Source organism: Corynebacterium casei LMG S-19264, assembly GCF_000550785.1.
GTDB classification, from domain to species: domain Bacteria; phylum Actinomycetota; class Actinomycetes; order Mycobacteriales; family Mycobacteriaceae; genus Corynebacterium; species Corynebacterium casei.
This window is the reverse complement of record NZ_CP004350.1, coordinates 984,243-1,007,573: the sequence shown is the minus strand read 5'-3', so window position 1 is coordinate 1,007,573 and position 23,331 is coordinate 984,243. Positions and strand designations below refer to the sequence as shown.

Below are 23,331 nucleotides of genomic sequence, written 5' to 3'. Positions count from 1 at the left end.
GTGTGAGCGTGTCAAGTATTTTGTGTGTGGGGCTTTCGGGGTTAGTGATTTATAGGTAGTTGGTGAATCGTTCGGGGTAGGCCACGGCCATTTGGTTGATGGCTTGTTTCCAGTTGGTGACCTTTCTGCCTTCGATGAGTCTTCCGCTGGTAGCAGCAGCTTTCTTGCCCTGTTTTGCGCGTTTAGCCGCGCGTTTATCCTCAATATTGCAGATCATCAACCACAGCGTCTTAATCGCGGAATCATCATTGGTAAATTGCACGCGGTTACGGGTAGCTTTACGCAGCTCGTTATTCATCGACTCAATCGAGTTTGTCGTATAGATGACCTTTCTGGCCATCGGCGGGAACTGCAGAAACGGCACGAAACGCTCCCACGCATCCGTCCAGACCTTGACTGATTGGGGATATTTCTGGCCCAGTTCTGAGTCGGCGAATTCATCCAACGCTGCACGTGCGGTTGCCTCGTCAGGCGCGGTATACACCTTCTTCAACGCCGCAGATACGGTCTTACGATCGCCATAGGCCACCCACCGGTTTGCTGCACGAATCAAATGCACCACACAGGTCTGCACCATCGAATCCGGCCACGTTGCTTCCACCGCTTCCGGCAGGCCCTTCAAACCATCGCAGCAGACAATAAACACGTCCTGGACTCCACGGCTTGCCAGGTTCGCGCACACATGAGCCCAGAAGGAGGCGCCTTCTTCTTTCGCCAACCAGATACCCAGGATGTGTTTGATCCCGTCCATATCCACGCCGATAGCCAAAAAGGCGGACTTGTTAACTACTCGTCCACCGTCGCGAACTTTGATACGCAGCGCATCGAGGAATATTACCGGGTAGAACTCGTCTAGCTGACGGTTTTGCCAGATCATGACTTCATCTAGCACCGCATCAGTCACTGCGGAAATCGTTTCATGCGAGATATCAACCCTCATGACCGTGGCCATATGATGCTGGATATCGCGCACTGTCATGCCACCGGCATACAAACTGATGATCATGTCATCGACATCGGTTAACCTGCGTGAGCCTTTCGGCACCATCGTGGGCAAGAACGTGCCCTGCCGATCACGTGGAACGGTGACATCGACCGGGCCGTAGTTCGAATCAACCTTTTTGACATAGGAGCCGTTGCGATAATTATCGCCACCACCGGCCGCTTTGGCCTCACGATCGCCTTTGGAATAACCCAGGTGGGCATCCATTTCGGCTTCCAAGCCACGGGTGACCGAAGCTTGCAGTAATCCCCGGACTAGGTCGTTGGCGTCCGTTGCTGTGGTTCCCAGCTCATCAATGAGCTTGGCTATCTCCGGGTTCGCCAGCAGTTTCTGCTCGATCGCTTTAATCTTCGCGGAATCTTCCGGATCTCGTTTCGCCACAGAATCCATTATGGTTTATCTCCTTCATGTAAGGGAAACCCCTCACACACAAACCATTAGACACTCTCATCGGTGTGGGCGAATGGATCGAGGCCTACTACAACCGGCGTCGCTTCCACACCAGCACCTGTGAAATCCCTAAGAAAGCAATGGACGACTTCCTGACCCCACCAACGACTACCGCCGCGCAAGCGGCCTAAACAACAAACCAAAGAGTTTCCCCGTCAACAAAAATTGACACAGCCCAGTTCTAGCAGCTATCACGAAAAGTATAACTACCCAATTAGTTGACAAGGACCTTGAAGTAACATGACCACATTAAGCGCAACCATCTGCCTCGTAATCAGCAATAATCTTCTTCAACTGCGTATACAACGCAGGACCATACACATCCGACTTCAAACCAAAATCAACATTAGCCGGAATATAACCACCAGGATTACCCAAATCATGACGAGTACCCGAATGCACCACAACATGCACCGGCTCACCCTCCTGGATCAGCAACTCAATCGCATCCGTCAACTGCAACTCACCACCTTTACCCGGGGTGATACGACGCAAAGCATCAAAAATCTTGCGATCCAGAACGTAACGACCAGTGGCCACCAAATTCGACGGCGCATCCGCTGGATCCGGCTTTTCCACCATCCCGACAACCTTCTTCACCAGGTCATCTGAAGTGTCCTGAACATCAAACACACCATAATTAAAAGTCTGCTCCCGCGGAACCTCAACAGCCAGAAGCACCGAACCGCCAAGCTTGTTACGCACCGCAACCATCTGCTCCATCGCAGTCAACGGCTGCACAATATCATCCGGCAACATCACACCGAAGAACTCTTCATCCTCAGCCAACACGGACTCCGCAAGACCAACAGCGTGGCCCAAACCAAGTGGCTTATTTTGTTCAACCGCAATCGGATTCAACAACGAATGCGCACGCTTAACCTTCTCCGACTGCGTCTGCTTACCGCGTGACTCGAGCGTTTCAACCAAATCAGGGAACGCCTCGAAATGCCGCATGACCTCCTGCTTGTTAGGAGCAGTAATAATGGCCAGCCTATCGGCGCCAACAGCAGCAGCTTCCTCAGCAATAAGCTCAATACCTGGGGTATCTACCACCGGCAACAGCTCTTTCGGCACAGTCTTCGTCGCCGGCAAAAACCTAATTCCCATTCCAGCAGCAGGAACAACAACAGTCCTTACCCACTTCGAAGCATCGTCGCGATCATTAACCATAACGAACACCTTACATTCCGGCTGATGTTCCCGCCGGGTACGCATTTCTCATACCGCTATGCTGAGACATAACACACGATGCTAACTAGGAGCCATTCACGAAAATGCCCAGTATTGTTCCGGCAATGGACGGAATAAACCCTGCTACAACCGCTGATTTCAATTTCAATGGTCTCCAAAACGATTCGGAATTCGCAGCGTTTGTGTCTCGCTTTGTCCAGCTCGGGCCATGGAGTTTCTTATTCGCTCGGGCTCTTCGTGCACGTCCCACCCCAGAGCAAAGCGACTACCGAAAACCTTGACCGGTAGCCGCTAAGTTATTCTAACTACAATTCTGCTGAGGGTACGGGACTTCTAGGCCTCATTCGTTATCGCTCGACGAAGCGCTTCATTTACTTTGGAGGAGTCAAACTCCCGCTTAATAAACTCTGCAGCTTCTAATCCATCGATTGAACCGTCTAGAATCGCGTCCGCCATAGAAGAGATATTAGGGAAGAGCCATTTTTCTGGATAGATCAAATCCGAACCGGGCCATGAGAGACTGACAGGCACTGCGCCAGATGCTGCCCCATCCGCAATCGTAAAGTGGAAGGATTCATAATCGCTAGTCGATACAACTACTCCTACGTTGCGATACCAATCTTCCATATCGTCTCCGAAGTCGATTAATTTCACTGCACCTGGATAATTAGCATTGATTCGCTCGATCCTGTCGAACTGTTCATCGTAGTAACGCATTTCCTCAACGCGGTTCTTCATCCATGGGTAGTCATCCGGCCGCTTTCCTCGGACAAGAAGCGAGTACCGTGAGTCTACTTTCAGCAGCCTTTCCACAAGATCAATTGCAAGATCAAGCCTTTTTCGCTGAGGAATCATACCTACGAACCCAATGTTAAATTCAGCTCCCTCCTTCTTCGGAAGCGCCAACTTTTCTGCCTCAACACCATTCGGGATCACAACGGACTTGTCACCTTTTACTCCGTGAGACAAGATAGCTGTCCGACGAATTAACTCACCAACAAATATAAACTTGTCGACCTTACTGTTATCGATCTTCTTCAAGTACGGAAGTTGAATTTCTTGAAGATGCACACGAACTACAAGCCGTTGGTCTTCGCTTACGTTGTGGGAGTACCACACCGCGTTACCCAAACCCCACTCACAAAAAACTATGTCAGACTGCGCTAATAGAGCTCGAGAACGTTCAACATCATGTTTCGCATGTGAATCCCACTTATCAATGAGCACTGTATGGCCCTCTTTATTCAAAGAGTCAATCAAGCTCGTTGCAAACTTCAAGTCATGCCCGGCAATGAGAATAGTTCTATGGCTCGGTGTTTGGTCGTGCTCCTCATCTACGATTTCTGGGCTCGACTCAAGTTGACGGTCGCTCTCTGGCATCAGGACACCGACCGCGGGATCCTTGGATGAAGCCTCAATCCTATCCAGACGTCCGGAATTATGAGTTGAACTAGAATCCATAGTCTCCGGACCCACAAAAACAGGACTTATCCTCTCATCGAGGGATTCAGGTTCAAATGCGATAAGTGAGTTCCATTGTCCAAAACGCGTTGGCAACAGCAAATCTTCATAGAAAGTCCTGTTTGCATTCGAAACCCAAGCTCCAGCAAAGATAGCTTCCGTTGAATCAACATCAGCTATAACTTCGATCCCCTCTTCTTCGAGCTCTGATTGTCCTGATGAGACTGAAGAAGATACTACTGACACAGGGCGGAGAGACTGTCGCAAAATTTCCGCCGAAATCGTCTCATTTAGGTCATCTACCAAAACCGCATAACTCGGTAATACTAATCCAGGATGACTTAGGCCGATGGTCCTTACCAGGATACTTAATGCTGTATCTGAAGTATGAGCACGATAAATGGTTCTCATTTGACGCCATGCTTCATTATTACGGAGAACCGGGTCGTTTTTCCAAGCAGATAACCAAGTATCCAAAGTATCGATGGAGTTCGAGGTCGCAATGTTTTCACCCAAAGATTCCTTGATTCCACGGCTCGGTGTGCTCAGGACGATGCCACCGCAAGCGGGTATTTCCGCAACCCGGCGTGAAAACATCGTAGGAGAATTATCAACCGAGCTTACATTTAGATGCGCAATGTTGGAAGCGTATGTGGAAATAACCTCGTCATAGGGAAGTGCTCCCTTGACATACACCTTATACTCCTCGGGGAACTGGTACGGGGAGTCCGGATTACTTGCCTGCCTGTCAAAAATTTCCAAGCCATACTTCTTCGCTGAAGATAACAGAACGTCGAGGGCTTTCGATCGCGAAGCATATCTTTCCCCATAGTACGTTCCGGCAAAGGCATATGTATCTGCTGGGTGGGATTCCACCAACGGATTATGGAGCTCTGGTTGCGCGAAGAACGGCATCGAACTTACGCTCTTAATTTGATTATTAGGCAGCTCCAGATACTTCTGAATCAGATTCGCATCAGTAGTAAATACGTAGTCAAACTTAACCGCAGTTGTGGAGAACCGCTTGAAATGTACGGGGTCCTCTTTATTCCAAAATACGGTAGGTATTCCTAGGTCTTTTGCCTTTTCAAGCAGTTCGAAAAGAGACCGAGACTCGTCTTCCGAGTAGAACCCGACAGCGCGATGCCAGAGCCCGTCATTGCCCTCCCACGCTGATTCGACAAAAATGAGGTCGAAATCAGTCTTCTCGAACTGGTTCTTCCAGTCAGCCGGATGTAATAGAGTGATATCAAATGTTCCGGCGATAGTCGTGCGGGTAAACTCATCGGCAATTACCCCCACTTTCAGTTTTGATGGAGAAATGGTCTCAGCGCTATCGAGTCGCTCAGCTTTACGGTTGCGTACGACTTCCTTGTAAACCGCGGAAAATGTCTTTCCAATTGCATTCCAATTGCGCTCCTCCATTACCCATTGACGACTCGACCTTCCCAATTCTCGGCGTAAATCAGCATCCTGAATCAATGTGCTCAAAGCCTCGACGAGCGATTCAAGGTCACCCTTCCTGAAAGTAAGAGCTCTCGAATCGTCCTTCCCTGCCAATTCGAGATTTGGTGCGACATCGGAAAGGATTGTTGCTCTACCGGATGCAAACGCTTCTAGAGGCTTGAGTGGTGAGACAAGTTCAGTAACCTGGTGAGATTCTCTCGGGCATGCAACGATATCGAAGGTACTGATCAAACGTGGAATCTGGTTCTGGGGCAGCCTACCCAGGAATCTGACATTGGAAGCTGGCAATTCTTTGGCAAGTTTGCGTAACCCGGGCTCAGCTGAGCCCGAGCCAGCAATAGCAATCTGGTGTTTGATACCTGCTTTTCCAAGTTTTGCAGAGGCTTTCACGAGAAGGTCAAGACCTTCGTAACCCACGATGCTTCCCGCGAAACCAATAACAGGTGCATCTACGTCAATCTTCCGAGTCTTAGCGAAGTACTCGTCTTTAGGATACGGCAGGAACCTTGAAGAATCGACGCCATTCGGCACTAGCTCAATCCTGTCTCGATCAACTCCCCTTGCAATTAGCTCCTCCGCTACCTGGGATGTAATGGCTAGAACCTTATCTGCATTCTTGCATACAAAAGTTTCGAGATCTTTCATCAATTCAAACCGCTCAGAACCCGAAAAACTAGGCTTCCTAGCTGCCTCTGAATATTCCCAGAGCCCACGTACCTCGTACACGAATGGGACCCCAACACGTCGTGCAGCTAGTAACGCTGGGAGAGCCGTGCGATGATTTGATGCCGACTGAATAACTTCTGGACGAAGGTTTCTTGCCTCACGAACAAAGGTATCTGCGGCGATAGTGAAGTAATGGTCCATCGCGATGTCTCCGAGTTTGGGACCCGGATTATGGATATAATCGACTCCATCCAGACGCTTCAACGTGCGTTGTTCGCCTGGGGCCTTCACATCAGTAGCTGTGTCCCACGGATATCCTGCACGCGAAACGACAACCATATGGTGTGAGCCTTCTGCAACCCCCGAAGCTACCCCTCGGGTACGCGTGGAGTATCCGTTTGAGTTAAATACTGGAGTCGAGTGAACACAGTACATAACGCGCCCTAGCTCTGGAATGTAGCTTGCTCCACCTTCCATTGACGACAAAACGATCTCACTATTAAAAAGTCTGTACTCGCCCTTGACTTGCTTTATAAGCCGGGTCAACTTTTCATCTTGCGAAGTATCAACACTCGTCCGATGAATAAGATCGTATGACTCGCTAATCTTGCCGGCATCATACCAAAGGCGCTTCAATTCGGTTTCGAACTCTTTAAGACCAGCCTGACTTTTCTTCAAACTGAGACGGGATTTCTCCTTTAACGCCTGCTTCTCACTATCCTTTGAATCCCCCTGATGAGTTTGTTCGTTGCGTACAGTTGTCGCTCTGCCGCGCTGCCCGGCGCCTCGTGTCTTGTTTAACTTCTTTTCCGTCACCATCGATTTCAGAGATTTGACGTCCGCTTTGGCAAGGTATTTCCTCAAGAATCGAACGGGTTCCCCAAGTTGATAGCCAACGCGGAATGACCTTGAATTTCGCAACGCTTCAAGCCTCCGCTCCAGCTTTGCATTGTCCCCACTCAGCTCTTGGATTTCTTCACGAGCTTCAGACAGTGCAGTAGAGGCTTCTGCGAGACGACGTTTCAAATCCGCAAACGCACCTTTTGAGACTGAATCGTTCTGGCGGCGCACTTGCTCCCTCAAGACAGACATCTCCGAGGCAACAGCATCGGGGTTTCGTCGAATATTTGCCGATTTCAGTTTGTTTATCTCGTTGGAGTCACGTTTTTCATCACTGTACATTTGGCTCTCCCCATATAGGTTCGTATATTTCAATCTTTTCTTTTACCCATTGAAATACCATTCCAAGGCCATTATAGTCTTCACCGATTTCAAACAAGCAGTACCAACGGAACAGTGTAACTAAAAATAACGAACTGTGCGCGGGTTAAAACTCGATTCTGGCAAGTACTCAACAGGAAACACCCGTCCCTACCAGCGCATTTCGTATCAAAATATAATTGACAGACATTTCCATTGCTGTACGCCAAATGACTGAACAGATGAAATATCTACTAATTGTCCAACTCAATTTCTGAAATCGCGTTTCATCCAACATTGAGAATTCTAGATAAACGCCTGTCAACGCTTGAGAGGCACAATCATCGGACCATGGAGGAACCAACTATTTCATGTTCAAGATTCCTCGCTTCCCCACCGCTGTTTACCAGTTGTAGCTCCGCATGAAACCAAACTACAGCTATCTCCCACATCTTTTATCGGGTCCTCACCGAGACTTACAGATACACCACGCTACTGGAGCATTCAACAAGCTTGACCAATCACTCCAAACGCGACTCGTGTATCGATTTTAGGAAACGCGAAGGAACCTGCGACAATTATCGGCTTGTGGTAGCGTACTCGGAACACAAATGACCAAAAATCGACGAGTGATAGATTTAAAGATCGGATATTCCGAGGATGGACCCGGACAGGGCTAACCGGCTTTCCTACAGCTCGGATTCAATCATCTTCTACTGGGAGGAATTTATGCCGGAACAAACGATTCGAACGTTCTTGTTTGGCTCATGCGTAGGTCGCGACATGTACGAAATGGTAGGTCAAGAAAATGGACTCGAAAGAGTTGGAACAGTCGCCAGGCAATCACTTGTTTCGGCATTTCACCCTGCACCGACTACAGGTTTTGATTTCAACAAAATTAAGTCCGCATTTCAAAAGAGAATGGCGTCAAGGGATTTTCAAGGTTCATTACTAAACGGCCTCGAGGAACAAAAAGAAGAAATCGACATACTAATTATTGACCTTATTGACGAGCGACGTGGGGTGATGAAGTATCCCGACGGTGGAGTTTTTACGCCGACAATCGAAAATAAGTCTGCTCTCGTTGGTCGCTATGAAGACCTCGGAACTCAACACCTGGAATTCGGAACTGATGCTTTCTATGGTGCTTTTGCTCGTGAGGCTATAGCTTTCAAAAATTTCCTCCTTGAACGCAATCTCTTTGAGAAAACCCTGATATTAGATATCCCACTCGCGCTGGCATACGACAAGAGCGATTCCAGCATTGATGCTACCCGGGCAAAGAATCACCTAAAATGGGCGCCTAAAATGAATGAACGACTCAGGGAGCTGTACCAGCTGCTTGAAGCAATGAGTTTCCCAGTCGCCGGACTCTCAGACCAAACTCCACTCATGTCCGGAGGGCACCGTTGGGGGCAGGCACCTTACCACTACCAGGACTCTATATATGAGCTAATCTATGAACGCGTGATTGAATTCGTTGGGCGGGATTCGTTGCAAAACCAAAATGACTACGAAGCTACCGAAGATTAAGAAGATTGCAGACTAGCCCCTTATAGACTATGCATTGTGTTTACCAACTGGGGATATTCATTACTCTTGTCCAATTGTGGTGACTGCGATGAACTGGTGCTGGTGTTCCGAGTACCTGTGACCTAAGCATTCCGAGTTGTTGGAACTGGGGTTGAGACTTGGAGGGCAGCTCTCTTGGTGCTTGGGGTGCTGCTAGGGCTCGTCTTAGTTAGTCGGTCGGGGCGTGGGTACGAACCAGGCCTTGTCGCATGTAGTTGTCACCGAGGTTGTTGCATAGGCCGGTGGTGGGGTGGCTGATTAGGAAGTCTGTACCGACTCTATCGGATAGGCTTCGATCCGGTAAGCCACGTGGTACCGCCAGAGCGTGATGCTCCTATGTTGTGTCAAGCGGGATTGAGAAGTTGTTCGTAAGCTGTTCTTAACTGGGGTAGTGGGCGCTTGCCGGTTTCTATATCACTTATCCTTGCTGGCTTGCACCCGAGTTTTTCGGCAATCTGGGCTTGCGACAGCTGTCTTTCGACTCGTCGGGCTTTGAGTTCAGCGACCCCGATCTGTCCTGATGAGGTAGCCGTCTGATTCTGGCACAGCACTCGGTAGACTTCCCTGGCGATGGCGCGTTTTAGGCACCGTAAGATCTCCTTTTTCGACAATCCTTCCTTGGTGCGCTTGGTTACGTAGTCCCTGGTGCGTTGCTCATGGTGCATCCGCACCAACGCAATGCGGTGCAACGCGGCGTTAGCTCGGCGATCACCGCCCCGGTTGAGTCGATGCCGATGTGTTCTTCCCGAGCTAGCCGGAATCGGTGCTACCCCACACAGATGGGCTAATGCTGCTTCGGAGTGAATCCGGCTTGGATTGTCCCCAACACTGACAATCAGATCGGCAGCCACCACGGAGCCACACCCAAATATCGACGTCACATGCGGATTGATAATTTCAACCAGGATGCTGATGTGCTCTTCTATCTGAGTGGCCTGTTCTTGCAAATCACGATAAGTGGACGCTAAGGTCTTCAACGCGAAAAGCACACCATTTCTGGGATCGGCCAGGTCTGCTGAAGGTCGGCAACGCGATAATGACTCCACCATGACTAATGTAGACATCGCACTATAGCGGCACCGAATTTCATCAGGTGCTGTGACCAGCAACGATTTGATCGTTGTCATCAGTTTCGCTGCAGTCATCACGATCTGACGGCGAGTGATCTGCAACCCACGAAGGGATTCCACGGGCCCGGAGGTGTCTTTCGGGATGCTTAAGGCTTCCCCGGCGAGTACCTGGCGGGCGGCAGCTACTGCATCAACGGGATCTGATTTTCCATCCCGGCGTCGAACTGTCCGGGTCGGGCGCAGGACTTCTACGATTGTGTACTTCTGGGTACGAAGGTACCGTGTCAGGCCTGCTCCATAAGAGCTGGTGCCTTCCACACCGACGGTGGTGACACCGGAAGTTGCTATGAACTCTGAGATCGCCTTGTAGCCCAAGTTGGTGGCGGGGAAGGTGTCAGTGGCGATGTGCCGGCCAGTGTCCGAAATGATGGCAACGGTGTGGGTATCGGTGTGGGTGTCGATTCCGGCGACGGGGCCGGTGAGGCATTCAAAGGTGGTAGGCATCGGGGATCGGGTCCTGTCCGTGAGTAAATGTGCGGGTAAACCACGATCCGAGGTTTCCGGGCAGACAAGACGCTGATGAGACGACTACACTAGGCACCTGCCGGGTTGCCACGGTGGTAACGTCACGCTCCTATAAGGTCATGGACGGAATCTACCGGATTGCGGTACAGGGGCGGAACCAACCTGGAAGACAGATCACGCTAAGGACACATGAAAAAGATCATGACCAGTCAAGTATTGGGTCATTCCACGAGGTTCCGATCCTGCATTCCCATTATCAGCGTCAAGTATTTTGTGTGTGGGGCTTTCGGGGTTAGTGATTTATAGGTAGTTGGTGAATCGTTCGGGGTAGGCCACGGCCATTTGGTTGATGGCTTGTTTCCAGTTGGTGACCTTTCTGCCTTCGATGAGTCTTCCGCTGGTAGCAGCAGCTTTCTTGCCCTGTTTTGCGCGTTTAGCCGCACGTTTATCCTCAATATTGCAGATCATCAACCACAGCGTCTTAATCGCGGAATCATCATTGGTAAATTGCACGCGGTTACGGGTAGCTTTACGCAGCTCGTTATTCATCGACTCAATCGAGTTTGTCGTATAGATGACCTTTCTGGCCATCGGCGGGAACTGCAGAAACGGCACGAAACGCTCCCACGCATCCGTCCAGACCTTGACTGATTGGGGATATTTCTGGCCCAGTTCTGAGTCGGCGAATTCATCCAACGCTGCACGTGCGGTTGCCTCGTCAGGCGCGGTATACACCTTCTTCAACGCCGCAGATACGGTCTTACGATCGCCATAGGCCACCCACCGGTTTGCTGCACGAATCAAATGCACCACACAGGTCTGCACCATCGAATCCGGCCACGTTGCTTCCACCGCTTCCGGCAGGCCCTTCAAACCATCGCAGCAGACAATAAACACGTCCTGGACTCCACGGCTTGCCAGGTTCGCGCACACATGAGCCCAGAAGGAGGCGCCTTCTTCTTTCGCCAACCAGATACCCAGGATGTGTTTGATCCCGTCCATATCCACGCCGATAGCCAAAAAGGCGGACTTGTTAACTACTCGTCCACCGTCGCGAACTTTGATACGCAGCGCATCGAGGAATATTACCGGGTAGAACTCGTCTAGCTGACGGTTTTGCCAGATCATGACTTCATCTAGCACCGCATCAGTCACTGCGGAAATCGTTTCATGCGAGATATCAACCCTCATGACCGTGGCCATATGATGCTGGATATCGCGCACTGTCATGCCACCGGCATACAAACTGATGATCATGTCATCGACATCGGTTAACCTGCGTGAGCCTTTCGGCACCATCGTGGGCAAGAACGTGCCCTGCCGATCACGTGGAACGGTGACATCGACCGGGCCGTAGTTCGAATCAACCTTTTTGACATAGGAGCCGTTGCGATAATTATCGCCACCACCGGCCGCTTTGGCCTCACGATCGCCTTTGGAATAACCCAGGTGGGCATCCATTTCGGCTTCCAAGCCACGGGTGACCGAAGCTTGCAGTAATCCCCGGACTAGGTCGTTGGCGTCCGTTGCTGTGGTTCCCAGCTCATCAATGAGCTTGGCTATCTCCGGGTTCGCCAGCAGTTTCTGCTCGATCGCTTTAATCTTCGCGGAATCTTCCGGATCTCGTTTCGCCACAGAATCCATTATGGTTTATCTCCTTCATGTAAGGGAAACCCCTCACACACAAACCATTAGACACTCTCTACCGCCACCTAGAATAATGGCCAGACCCCAAGCAGTACCACCTATCCGGAACACGAGTACCAACTAGTCCTATACGGCACAATTGGAGACTGGGGCAACTGAACCCAGAACGATCCTACGACCAACTTAAAGTTCTATTATGTCCGTACCCGGTGAATAGTTCTCACATTCAAAGCTCTCTAGTCTCGATAGCGCATGGATGCGAAAAACCTATGTGACGAGCAAATACCATTACCCCCAACTTCTTCCCGAGTAAGTCTGTAGGCACTTCAATAGCGAATTCGCTCTTTTCTTGGTATTGATACTTTTGTTCTGCACGCCCGTTCACAACCAAATAGAATGCAAATTCCAGCTTTGCGGGCCGAGAACATTCAGGATGAGCAGAAATTCGAATACTTCCGTCTTGAATAGAAATCTGCGGACTCAAAACAACTTGCGGTAGTACGGCAGTATTTTGTGATACCCAATCAATAGAGATACCAAAGGGCTGGACTCCGGCTAGGCGCACAGACTCTCGATCACATTCAGTACCAAGGGTAAAGGTACTACCCGAATGTGTTGTCGGGCTAAACACATCCCTCGCAGATCTCATTCGAGCTGCGGTCGTAGATGGACTTAGCACCCCCAGCTTAATAGCAGCCAACACCTCACGGTGGACGCCTTTCAATGTATCCCGATATTCAGGGAATGCTTCTTCAATATCGTGTGCAAGGGTTCTACACAAACTTTCTAGCGCGGAAGGTAAATTCGGCAAAAATCGATCTTGATGCCGGCCCGGGAGTGTTATTCGCTTGGAACTTATCTTTTTGGATGCAACGCGGTCAAAGTGATTTTCTAATGTAGCTCGATCCTTGGAAATCATTACGTGAGGTGAAGAAGAAAGTTTCTCAGTCGCAACCCCACTCTCAAAAGGATATTTAAGCAGTTCAGGGGCGGCATCGCTAAAGATCTGTTGTACCAGCGCAAAATCCTGGAGCTCAGCGTTATCTATATGTTTGGTCGCTTCGTAGAAATAGGCGTTCGAAAGTGGCTGAAACGGAAAATGGTTGGACGAACTTGAAAATTTGGCATGCCCAAAATGTGTTCGGTTCCTAGTCTGCTGATACAAAGATGGCATGACTTGATGTAGGTCATCCCGAATAAAGTGTGATTGTAATGAGTTCAAAGAGTCTTCTACTGTTTTCCCATATTTGGTTTTGACAGTCGCATTACCTAGGTACCAAGCCTTGAATTGTTCAAATGCACCGATACGTTCACCAACAAAACCATTATTAAAGTTTTGCACTTGGTCACCGAGACTTAAAAACCCTGCTCCCTTCAAAGGCTCGCCGCCTCCCCCTCGCAAGGATATTTCGGGGGTTCCAAAGACTGTGTGGTGTGACGTTGGCGTGAAATTGAAGGAAAAATTTGAAGAATAGCTTTGGGTAAGGCGCTGAGACTCTTCGAGGCCGGTGTCCATGTGAAAAGTTTCTCTAGCGCCTTGCCAGTTCATCCCAAGGTCATTCCCGATTCGGTAACTGATATAGAAATCATCCTCGAATACCCGCATACTATATTTGCTCTTATACAGTCGCGGGTCATTTGACCTGAATTTAAAGTCCTTCTCTACGCCTGCTTTTAATACTAGGGACAGAACGGTGCGAGAATCCACACCACCTGACAGCAACAATGAGTGATTGAAATATTCCAGCCTTGCCAAATTACGCAGTGTAGAAGAAACAAACTCCACTCCATCCCGAACCAACTGGTCAGAACCTTTTGGAATATTTCCTAATAGTTCAGCACGATCTCGAATCGTAGCCGTCTCCTCAGTGATATAAAGAAAACTATGAGGCGCGAGAACCCGAATATCATTAGAAAAAGTTGTTGACACAAAAGGATTCGAAAACCTCGAATCCTTTGTGACAAGCGAAGCAATGTATGTTGATATGTCCAAGGAAGGGCGGATACCTCTTCGCTGAAGTTCGTGGACAACGCCTTGGAAAGAATCAGAAACCACGATAGAACTACCTGGTATGAACGCATAGAATATTGGTGAATAGCCAAATTCGTCGTTCAGGACAATGAAATGGTTTTTTCCCCGTTCTCCCTGAGCTTTGCGCCTAGCAACGGCAGTCCATTCCCCTATCGCAGGCGCGAACTCCTCCACGGGCAATCGATGCGTCAGTAGTTCCGAAAAGCTGCCAGACATACTTAGATCAGGAGTCGCAGCAATTCCAGAAACTCTTCGAACTTCGAAGCCTGTCAGGTCAATGCTCCCGAAATCTGACGTAGTAAGTGATTTCGCGCGAGTCTCAATTGATATGGCGTGCGCCGGAAGTCCGATTTGTGTCATTCTTGTCCTCTGATTCCTGATTTTGAACGAAACTTACGAATCACGGCGGTGTTTACCTTCTTTACGCCGATACTCGGACCGAAAACGTTCAGATTCTATTTGAAACTTAGCAAACTCTGATTCTAAGTAAATTTTAGGTTGAGAGTACCTATTAATGGCATTCTGAATCACCATGTCAGCACCTTCAAGATTTTTGGCTGCTGTACGTTTGGTCCACAGATTGTATTTCCGAAGTACTCTCTTCGTCGTGCCATCTGCAATAACTTGCCCCTCATGGATCCAGATCACTCGTGAACAGTGCTTTTGGATAGTAGACGCTGAATGCGAAACGATAAAAACAGTCCCGGCATCGTTTAGGAAAGTTTTCATTCGTTCTCTTGCTTTATCAGCAAACGTTGCATCACCAGTTGATAGTGCTTCGTCAACCATCAATATTTCACGATTAACTGCGGTGGCGATCGCAAACTTCAATCGAGACTTCATACCGGACGAATAGGTTTCCATAGCTCGGTCTGCAGCATCCGTCAGCTCTGCCCATTCAATCACTGGCTCGATTAACGATTTCACCTCCTTCGGAGAAAGCCCCATTGCCAAGAGACCCAGCCGAATATTAGCTCTTCCGGTCAAATGCGACTGTAGAGCCGCGGAAACTCCAAGTAGTGTCGGCTGGGCAGACACACGAACCATCCCGTTCGTTGCCTCTTCATTTCCCGCAATGATACTCAAAAGGGTCGACTTACCCGAGCCATTCTTTCCTAGGATCCCAATACACTCACCCGATTTCGCGATGAACGATATGTCTCGAAGGGCTTCGAATTTGTCTTGCTTGAAACTAAGGTTTGATTTTCCCTTTTTAGGAACGTCATAAGACTTCGAAACCTTTCGGACGACAACTGTGACTTTATCGGACTGCAACATAACGTTCCTCCGCCTGCCAGAAGTACACGAATCCGAATATTACTAAGATTACGGACCAGGCCAATAGGTATAGCCACACACCTACGGATGGGAATACACCTTCGAGCACGCATGATCGTGTCGCTTGAAGGAACTGGTAAATCGGATTGATTTCTACGAATTTTGTAAGAGCGGGATGCGAATCGAATCTCGAGATTGAGAAGAATACTCCTGAAGTGAAAAAGAGAGCGCGCGTTACAAGACTTAGAACCTTTGCCAAATCTGGCACGAAGGCAGTGGCTCGCGCAGCGAAGCAAATACAGCCAAACGCGAAAAGATGCGCCAACAGGAAGAGTGGAATTACACCCAATAGAGCGAAACTTACTGGTTCCCCCCATTGAAAAAGCAACGCACCAGTGACAGCGATTACGGCTGGAACAATGTGGTCGATCATTTGCCTCAACACAACTGAAACAGCGAGTGTTACCTTCGGGAAAGTGAAGGACTTGATCAAATTACGAGATCGTTGAATCAGTTTTCCACCTGATGTAATTCCTGATGAGAAGAATCCGAAAAAGATCACACCGATCAAAAGGAAACCGACGAAATTATCCATTCCTCGGTCTACTTTCAAAATCAACCCAAATACAATTACATAGACACTAACTTGGAGGATTGGCTCCAGAAGGATCCAGGCCTGACCAAGATAAGTTCCTTTACCCGAGGAAAACGACTTTGACTTGGTATCTTCCCAAATAAAATGACGAAAATTCCACAACGAAAGTATGTAACTAACTAGCGCAGGCCGTGCTTGTAATCGAACAAGCTCGCTGTCGTCAACGATCTCAATATTAACCGGGCGTGTTCGTACTTCCGTTGATTCGTTATCTGAACTCACTGTATGTCCCTTTGCGCACCGCTTCACTAGCTTCAGCTGAACTCATTACGCTCCCTTGATTAACGCTATCACTGACCACACCGTACGAACTCTTCAATCCTAATTAGCGTAGTCGGAAGATAAAAAACTTGCTCATCCATGCGCATTGCGCACCGACAATCACAGTTAAATCTAAAATGCCGTCTCACAATAAGCTAATTGAAGAACAAGGAATCCAAATGGTTTTGACCAAGGTGACGTAATCCAACGTAGAACCGTTCGGACCCAAAGCATTCCTCAGTGGAAGTTCCCAGATTACGGCAGGCAGTGAAATTCGACTAATCTTGGGGCTATGAAAAGACAACGCGACTTGAGCAAGTGGCCAACTCAGTTCGAGTACCCAAGCCCGCAAGACTTTCTTTCAAGTGAATTGCAATCAGGTGTGCATTCTATCCGTATCGGGCAACAGTTCATTGACATATATGTCGAAAATCGTAGTTCTGAAGTCACGCTCGTTAATTTCAATGCTGCTGTCCCCAGCCGCATTACTACGGTCCCAGTATTGCTGGGGCATAGTCTAACGAAATCTACTGGCATAAATTTGGTTGCTGTTTCGGACCCAACGCTCGCAATGGGCGATGTTGATCTAACCGTGACTTGGTATTTGGGGAACCAAGAGACTGGGAAACTTCCGCCAGTTCTTGCACCGCTGATACAGCACGCATTATCTTCCGTAAAAACCAAGCGCACAATATTGTTTGGAGCATCCGGTGGTGGATACGCAGCCGTGCTGTACGGACAGTTTTTCCCAGATTCAATAGTATTTGGTGTTAATCCTCGTCTTGATCTGGGTGCACGTCCGGCGGCAGCAATCGACAAATACCTCGCAGCTGCACACAACAGCGATGCTTCAATGGAGGATGCTGCTGGCAAAGAGTTCCTTCCCGGTAAACTATCCAATCTTTACAAGAAATCTCTTCCGTTTGACCTCTGTATATACCAAAATTTAGGTGACAAGAATTTTCTAAATCATCAGCTACTTCCATTCGCGACTGACTTGCAAAACGACCCCCGTCTATTCACCAAAGTTGAATGGATCCGACCAGGCCACGTAGTCCCACAAGGCGCACGACTACGCCATATAGTCTCATGCCTGTCATCCGGCAAATCCCGAGAAGATGCAATCATTAATGCTGGGTTTACTCCAACGGTACTAAACTCAAGAGACTCTAACCTCGCTAAACGCTACGCACACCTAAATACATGGTAAATATTTGGAGCTCAATTCCCACGGCCCCTAACTCAAGTGACGTCAAGAAACATTCTGAACTATAAGGACGAACCCGTGGGAGTGAGTACTATCTATTTCCTTGATTGAGCGGTTGCCAAATCTGGAGTCAGATTCCTCGAGAGCTATATAGCTCCATCAACTTTTCTGCATTCGATTCCCAGGTTCTTGCACGAACCCATTCCCTAGCTTTGTCCGTCAACGTTTTAATCTTAGTTGGATCCAAATTTAAAACATCGCGTATAGCTCCTGCTAGTTCCTGAGGATTTTCAGGCCGGAAGTAGACTGCATTGTTCCCCGTTACTTCGCGAAGAGCGGGAAGATCGGATGCGACGACCGGTACGCCGTTAGCTTGTGCCATTAATGTTTTGATTGGTGTGACGGTACGGCATACCTCTTGATCTTTACGTGGAATCACAAAAACATCGAGGGCAGCATACCACTTCCAAATTGTTGAAGCCGGTTGTTTGCCAACAAACCGCACCTGTTTTCCCAGACTCAGTTCATCTACCAAAGCTTCTAACCTCAATTTGGTTTCGCCTTCACCCACAATGATGCAATGAACATCCGGCAAAAGCTCAATTGCTCTAATCAGGTCATCTAAGCCTTCGTACTGGACCACAGACGTAATCGAACCAACGATGACTTTATTCTCACTCAGTCCAAGTTCTTGGCGAATGTCAGCCTTGTTGAACACACGGCCGAGCTCCGAACTTGATACAGCATTTGGAATAATTCGGATCTTGTCTTCTTCTATTCCTTGACTTACTGCATTTCCTTTCGAAACGTCACTCAGCTGGATCAGAGCACATGCATTTTGCATTGCCTCAAGCTCTTTGCTTTCAGCTATAACATAGTATTCCGACTCTTTAGCGATTGCCTGAGATCCTGGATTTCTCTTGGAAAGCCAAGTCTTTTGGAGCTCCCCCCTCGTTTCATAGACCCAAGGAATCCCAAGTATACGAGCTGCACGAGAAACGATAATGGCGTTCTTAAAGTCAGTCGTCGTGTGCAATATCCCCGCATCAAATCTTCGAGCCTCTTCCACAAGCATTTTGACGGCTAATTCGATCTGCTGATCCTTGTTTCGAGGAAACAGTGCTGGCAGCATTTGCCGGTATTCAATACCATCAAGGATCAGGTTGCTCTTAATAGGAAATTCACCGACAACTATGGGGTACCCAAGCCTAGTAACTGCGCATACATTAACACCATGCTTATGCAAAGATTTCAGCACAAAATGGCTACGCTCGGTATATCCCGATTGCGTATAAGGCTTCGAATTCGTCAAATAGAAGAGCACATTTTTGGAATTACAGCTGCTATCTAGCGGTCGACTCTTCAAAATCGGCAAGTCCAGTTCAGCAAGCTGTCGTCGGATCTTTCGGGCTCTGGCCATTCCACGAATACCGCTTTGCTCGAATATTTCCGCGCTTAGCGTCAGCTGCCCTTGTTCGTATAAGTCTTCACCGTATTGGCTCGGCGTAGGTAGGCGCAAGGTTCGAACTGGTATGCCGAAGATACGGAGCTTCTGACTAACTTTTACAAAAAGATCATTGGGATCTTCTAAGAGATGAGTTCCGAATAGACTCGCCGCCAAAGAAGCACGTTGAATGTAGGATTTCATTCGACTATAAATCATCAATCAGTTTCGAAGTTATCGATCATCCGCAAAAACTCACGAGGTGCCACATTCACGCGCTCTTCAGCAACCCATTTTGCGCCAACAGTTGAAACATCCAACAACCGAGGCTCATCAATTAATTTCATCCAAAGTTGTGCAAGTGCCTCAGGTGATTCAGGGGCAACGACATGTCCAGCCTCGAGTGCCTCTATCAATTCCATAGTCTCACCTGAAGCGACAGCGCTGATATGGATACCTAAATTCATCAGTTCGTAAGTCTTTGAAGGCACTGCCTGTTCAAGAGCGGGCCAATCAGTTAAATGCACTAAGGCAGTATCAGCCCATTTATACTGCTCAGCCAATTCATCCGCAGCAAGCTTAGAGCTGAATTCAACTTTCACATTCAAATCTTTTGCAAGGCGCACTAGTTCTTGACGTGCTGCGCCCGCACCGACAAACCGGAGATTGACCTGATAGCCGCCTTCTCCTGTTCTCGCAACAGCGCGAATAGCGTTCGTCAAATTCTGGGCACGCCCAAGCGTTCCCGCATACAACACATTTAAACAATCAGCCGAGCGCTCCTCATGTTCGGATACTCGTTGATTAATTTCAGGTGGAAATACGTTTCGAATAACAGAAATTGGCTTGTCTACGGACTTTTGCTGTTCATCGAACCGCTCCTTCAACGCTTTGCCAAGGAGTGATGAGGTCACAATCAAACCGTCAGACTCTCGGAGGCTGTAGTTCATGGCCCATTTAGTTACAAAACCAAGCACTTGCACTGGACCTCTTGAGAGAACCTTTTCTCGAAACGACGGATCTCCCAAGCCTGAATTCCATCGTTCATGTTCGCTAATCAAGTCGGGCCAAGCATCTCGGAGATCTATTACGTAGGGTGCTTTGAACCGCTTCGAAGCGATGTAAGTGACCACAGATGTAGGAAGCGCAGGAACCGAACCAATTATTAAGTCCGGTTGGTAATTGCGCAGCACGCCGGGCTTTTTGCCAATTACCCAGAGTGCTGCTGCTGCAACGGCAGCTTGATTCAAGATCCTCTGGGTTAGTGACCTCCCAGCCGGGAAAAACCCCGTGCGCACAACCGTCTCCGCATGATTAATAGTCTCATGCTCCGTCCGAGCCCGAAATGAACCGGACTTCCACCACTCTCCCAGACTAGGACTTCGATTGTAGTGAGGCGGAGGAGCAATTACCGTCACTAAGTGTCCTTGCTCCTCAAGAATTCCTGTGAGCCAGGACCACCGCCTTTGCGGAACGCCGTTTTCTGGAGCCCAGTACTGCGAAATGATCAGTATCTTCACTGACTAGCTCCCTCACATTTCTATTCCCGCAAGACAATATTTTCTAAAGATATCACTTTAGAAGTCTATAGGTGCGCTTAACCCTAAATCCAACTGTTAAACAGCACTACAGTCGTAACGATCCTTCGAGCCGGATATTGACAAGCCTATTCAGCCCCAAAAGCCTTGTCCACTAGGCGATTTGCCCAATTCACCTTAGCTCTTATATAGTTAATTCTCGTTGCAGAGAGCGGATGAACTTCAGCTCAAACAACACATTCCTCCATAGCTCAGTTGGCAGAGCATTCGACTGTTAATCGAAGGGTCACTGGTTCGAGCCCAGTTGGAGGAGCAAATATTCACCTCATCATCATTTCAATAGATGACGAGGTGATTTTTTGTTCGTCGATATCTTGGATCTCGGCTGGGACCTTAGGGGCTATATTCCAAAAGTGCTATCGGCTCTAAGGCTCCTCGCCCCCTTAACCGGACAACGACTAAACCCTAGCAACGTTCCAGGATCCCTGACGCCAAACGACGAAACCGCACCGCATTTCGTCATCTAACTCATCCATGTCACTAGGGCTAAATTCATCCTACAAAACTAATTGCTAGTTTCCATCATTGACAACTTCATCGAACCGTGGGATGCGCTCCTCTTCAGCCCCGGTTCCCGGCGAAAAATTTTCAGCGCGTTCCCCCAGACCTAATAGCGCGCCAATAGCCGCTACTGAGCGCTCCGCGCCCTTGCCGTCACCGTATGGGTTAACTGCATTAGCCATTGCTTCAAAAGCAGCCTCATCGTCCAAAAGTAGCTTGGCTTCCGCAACGATTAGGGAGCGGTTGGTTCCGACCAACTTCACAGTGCCAGCGACTACTGCCTCCGGACGTTCGGTGTTCTGGCGCATAACCAAAACCGGCTTACCCAAGGATGGTGCCTCTTCCTGAACTCCGCCCGAGTCGGTCAGAATGATGGTTGCTCGACCCTGAAGCTTCGTGAACTGATCATATGGAAGTGGGTCTGTAATGATTACGTTCTCAAGGCTCTCAACCTCGGGCAACACTGCTTGGCGCACAGCAGGGTTCAAATGCAATGGAAGCGCGAAGTTTATATCAGGGTACTCAGTTGCAAGATCTTGAACTGCGCCTCCGATTTCCTTCATCGCATCGAGGTTCTCACGGCGGTGAGTAGTAACAACTACCATGCGCTTATCCGATGCGGCAGCTTCCTGAAGCTTTGGATGCGCGAAGGTGGTATCCCAACTTGCTGCTTCCAAAAGTGCGTCAATAACGGTGTTACCTGTGACCACGATGTCCTTGGAACGGAAGTTTTCCATCCGAAGATTCTCTAGTGAGCCCTCCGTCGGAGCAAGATGGAGGGAGGCGACCTGGCCGATGATCTTTCGGTTAGCTTCTTCCGGGAATGGGGAGAAAATATCTCCTGTGCGCAGACCGGCCTCAAGGTGAACAATCTTTATCCCACGGTGGAAACCAGCCATTGCAGCAGCCATAGCAGTTGAAGTGTCACCTTGAGAGATGACTACGTCAGGCTCAACTTCAGCAATGATTTCATCAAGTCCTGCAATTGCGCGAGAGACAATTTCATTAAGCCCCTGCCCCGGCTTCATAAGCCCCAAGTCGTAAGCTGGCTTGATACCAAACATGGTATTTACCTGCTCCAGCATTTCCTTATGCTGACCAGTAGATACTGCAATCGACTCAAAGCGATCGTCAGCCTCAAGCGCCTTAATGACAGGGGCAACCTTGATAGCCTCTGGACGGGTACCGTACACCGTCATAATCTTCGGCTTGCTCATTTTTCTCCTCACTAATCAATTTGGAAATTAAAACTATTCAACCACGTGTTCCCGTAGAGAACTGCTCGAGACTTCCAAACCTTTATTTCGAATTTGCAGAGTTCTCTCGTAATCCTACAAGGCAGATGAGTTTTTCTCTTGACGGCAATTTTCAAGAAGCTCGGTTTCTCAACAAGTACCAGAAATTCCGTATGAGGTTTGTGCTGAGTTATTGCTTGGAGAAACCGACTAGTTACTGAGGTTTTTGTTCTGGTTGAGCGGAAATGTTCTCAGAATAATTAGGAGTTCGCTGGGTTTGATCCATGGCGTGACTAGCTACAAACAGGGCGGCCGTAGCAAGCGCGGCTGAGGTTGCCTGAGGCAACAAGGATTCAAACTCCACGCATCTAAAACTATCGGAGGATCTACCACCCTGGGAAGAGTCCGGAACAGAATTATTTCGCCCTACCCCTGTTAGAGTCCCCCATGTGGTGCAGGTGCGCATTAAAGTAACGGATGTTTAATTAAGGGTGACACCTTCATCGGATGAAAGAAATCGGTAGGCTAGGACAAGATAAATCCGCATATCCGCAGAATGTACAGGGAGTAGACAGCAATAATGTTTCAATTCGTAGTCGGTGCCGCTGCAGGTTACGTACTTGGCACGAAGGCCGGCCGGAAGCGTTTTCACCAGATTAAGAATGCTTACGAAAAGACAATCAACTCCCCCGTCACTAAAAAGGCGGTCGACGCTACGCGTAAGACCATCGCTAATCGGCTAGACCCAGATCCACGCATGCGCGAGATTAAAGACCTGAACCGCGGTAAGAAAAACAAGAACGACCAGGACAATGGCCCTGATCGTATCTATGAAGTAGACGAGGACTGAACACCTCTTAGGGCT

The 23,331-nt window shown here is 48.8% G+C and carries 14 protein-coding genes and 1 tRNA gene; 4 read left to right on the top strand and 11 right to left on the bottom strand.

Going from position 1 to position 23,331, the window contains the following annotated elements; translation table 11 throughout:
• Nucleotides 1–49: 49 nt before the first annotated feature.
• From CCASEI_RS04730 to CCASEI_RS04720, 3 genes are all read right to left on the bottom strand, one after another.
• Nucleotides 50–1,393 (bottom strand): IS256 family transposase, encoded by a 1,344-nt coding sequence (locus tag CCASEI_RS04730; protein WP_025387290.1) that lies wholly within the window; start codon nucleotides 1,391–1,393, stop codon nucleotides 50–52.
• A gap of 309 nt (nucleotides 1,394–1,702) precedes the next feature.
• The gene (locus CCASEI_RS04725) at nucleotides 1,703–2,626 is read right to left on the bottom strand and encodes a UTP--glucose-1-phosphate uridylyltransferase (protein WP_025387293.1); all 924 of its coding nucleotides are present in this window, start codon (nucleotides 2,624–2,626) and stop codon (nucleotides 1,703–1,705) included.
• Between the two features lie 354 nt (nucleotides 2,627–2,980).
• On the bottom strand, nucleotides 2,981–7,423 hold the full coding sequence (locus CCASEI_RS04720) for a glycosyltransferase (protein ID WP_025387292.1): 4,443 nt from the start codon (nucleotides 7,421–7,423) through the stop codon (nucleotides 2,981–2,983).
• Nucleotides 7,424–8,101: 678 nt separating this feature from the next.
• On the opposite strand from CCASEI_RS04720, the gene CCASEI_RS04715 reads away from it, so the two are divergent.
• Entirely contained in the window at nucleotides 8,102–8,974 is an 873-nt protein-coding gene (locus CCASEI_RS04715; protein WP_025387291.1) for a DUF6270 domain-containing protein, read from the top strand.
• 383 nt (nucleotides 8,975–9,357) lie between these two features.
• On the opposite strand, the gene CCASEI_RS04710 is transcribed toward CCASEI_RS04715, so the two are convergent.
• The 5 genes from CCASEI_RS04710 to CCASEI_RS04690 form a co-directional block, all read right to left on the bottom strand.
• Nucleotides 9,358–10,587 carry an IS110 family RNA-guided transposase gene (locus tag CCASEI_RS04710; protein WP_006822409.1) on the bottom strand — a complete coding sequence of 410 codons (1,230 nt, stop codon included), beginning with the start codon at nucleotides 10,585–10,587 and terminating at the stop codon, nucleotides 9,358–9,360.
• 321 nt (nucleotides 10,588–10,908) lie between these two features.
• Nucleotides 10,909–12,252 carry an IS256 family transposase gene (locus CCASEI_RS04705; protein WP_025387290.1) on the bottom strand — a complete coding sequence of 448 codons (1,344 nt, stop codon included), beginning with the start codon at nucleotides 12,250–12,252 and terminating at the stop codon, nucleotides 10,909–10,911.
• Nucleotides 12,253–12,481: 229 nt separating this feature from the next.
• Complete coding sequence (locus tag CCASEI_RS04700; RefSeq protein WP_025387289.1) at nucleotides 12,482–14,647, bottom strand: hypothetical protein; 2,166 nt, start codon at nucleotides 14,645–14,647, stop codon at nucleotides 12,482–12,484.
• Between the two features lie 33 nt (nucleotides 14,648–14,680).
• Nucleotides 14,681–15,565, bottom strand: a complete 885-nt coding sequence (locus CCASEI_RS04695; RefSeq protein WP_025387288.1) for an ABC transporter ATP-binding protein — start codon at nucleotides 15,563–15,565, stop codon at nucleotides 14,681–14,683.
• Nucleotides 15,549–16,442, bottom strand: a complete 894-nt coding sequence (locus CCASEI_RS04690; RefSeq protein ID WP_025387287.1) for an ABC transporter permease — start codon at nucleotides 16,440–16,442, stop codon at nucleotides 15,549–15,551. The genes CCASEI_RS04695 and CCASEI_RS04690 overlap by 17 nt, the downstream gene beginning before the upstream one ends.
• A 331-nt stretch (nucleotides 16,443–16,773) precedes the next feature.
• Between CCASEI_RS04690 and CCASEI_RS04685 the strand changes: the two genes are divergently transcribed.
• Nucleotides 16,774–17,691: a hypothetical protein gene (locus CCASEI_RS04685; RefSeq protein ID WP_025387286.1), complete on the top strand. Its 918-nt coding sequence runs from the start codon at nucleotides 16,774–16,776 to the stop codon at nucleotides 17,689–17,691.
• A 127-nt stretch (nucleotides 17,692–17,818) separates the two neighbouring features.
• Here CCASEI_RS04685 and CCASEI_RS04680 read toward each other — a convergent pair whose 3' ends face one another.
• Both CCASEI_RS04680 and CCASEI_RS04675 read right to left on the bottom strand, forming a co-directional pair.
• Nucleotides 17,819–19,336, bottom strand: coding sequence for a glycosyltransferase family 4 protein (locus CCASEI_RS04680; protein ID WP_025387285.1), 1,518 nt, complete (start codon nucleotides 19,334–19,336; stop codon nucleotides 17,819–17,821).
• A 14-nt stretch (nucleotides 19,337–19,350) separates the two neighbouring features.
• Nucleotides 19,351–20,382, bottom strand: coding sequence for a glycosyltransferase (locus tag CCASEI_RS04675; RefSeq protein ID WP_404825289.1), 1,032 nt, complete (start codon nucleotides 20,380–20,382; stop codon nucleotides 19,351–19,353).
• Between the two features lie 528 nt (nucleotides 20,383–20,910).
• Here CCASEI_RS04675 and CCASEI_RS04670 point away from each other — a divergent pair.
• Nucleotides 20,911–20,983: transfer RNA gene (locus CCASEI_RS04670), tRNA-Asn, on the top strand.
• A 259-nt stretch (nucleotides 20,984–21,242) separates the two neighbouring features.
• Here the strand turns inward: CCASEI_RS04670 and wecB are convergent.
• The gene (wecB, locus tag CCASEI_RS04665) at nucleotides 21,243–22,448 is read right to left on the bottom strand and encodes a non-hydrolyzing UDP-N-acetylglucosamine 2-epimerase (protein WP_025387283.1); all 1,206 of its coding nucleotides are present in this window, start codon (nucleotides 22,446–22,448) and stop codon (nucleotides 21,243–21,245) included.
• 598 nt (nucleotides 22,449–23,046) lie between these two features.
• Between wecB and CCASEI_RS04660 the strand changes: the two genes are divergently transcribed.
• Nucleotides 23,047–23,316, top strand: coding sequence for a hypothetical protein (locus CCASEI_RS04660; protein ID WP_025387282.1), 270 nt, complete (start codon nucleotides 23,047–23,049; stop codon nucleotides 23,314–23,316).
• Nucleotides 23,317–23,331 lie beyond the last annotated feature (15 nt).

Coding starts and splice junctions, on each gene's coding strand:
- CCASEI_RS04705 (WP_025387290.1), bottom strand. CDS start 12,252: ATGGATTCTGTGGCGAAACGAGATCCGGAAGATTCCGCGAAGATTAAA.
- CCASEI_RS04715 (WP_025387291.1), top strand. CDS start 8,102: ATGGACCCGGACAGGGCTAACCGGCTTTCCTACAGCTCGGATTCAATC.
- CCASEI_RS04725 (WP_025387293.1), bottom strand. CDS start 2,626: ATGGTTAATGATCGCGACGATGCTTCGAAGTGGGTAAGGACTGTTGTT.
- CCASEI_RS04695 (WP_025387288.1), bottom strand. CDS start 15,565: ATGTTGCAGTCCGATAAAGTCACAGTTGTCGTCCGAAAGGTTTCGAAG.
- CCASEI_RS04700 (WP_025387289.1), bottom strand. CDS start 14,647: ATGACACAAATCGGACTTCCGGCGCACGCCATATCAATTGAGACTCGC.
- CCASEI_RS04720 (WP_025387292.1), bottom strand. CDS start 7,423: ATGTACAGTGATGAAAAACGTGACTCCAACGAGATAAACAAACTGAAA.
- CCASEI_RS04710 (WP_006822409.1), bottom strand. CDS start 10,587: ATGCCTACCACCTTTGAATGCCTCACCGGCCCCGTCGCCGGAATCGAC.
- CCASEI_RS04660 (WP_025387282.1), top strand. CDS start 23,047: ATGTTTCAATTCGTAGTCGGTGCCGCTGCAGGTTACGTACTTGGCACG.
- CCASEI_RS04680 (WP_025387285.1), bottom strand. CDS start 19,336: ATGAAATCCTACATTCAACGTGCTTCTTTGGCGGCGAGTCTATTCGGA.
- CCASEI_RS04730 (WP_025387290.1), bottom strand. CDS start 1,393: ATGGATTCTGTGGCGAAACGAGATCCGGAAGATTCCGCGAAGATTAAA.
- CCASEI_RS04685 (WP_025387286.1), top strand. CDS start 16,774: ATGAAAAGACAACGCGACTTGAGCAAGTGGCCAACTCAGTTCGAGTAC.
- wecB (WP_025387283.1), bottom strand. CDS start 22,448: ATGAGCAAGCCGAAGATTATGACGGTGTACGGTACCCGTCCAGAGGCT.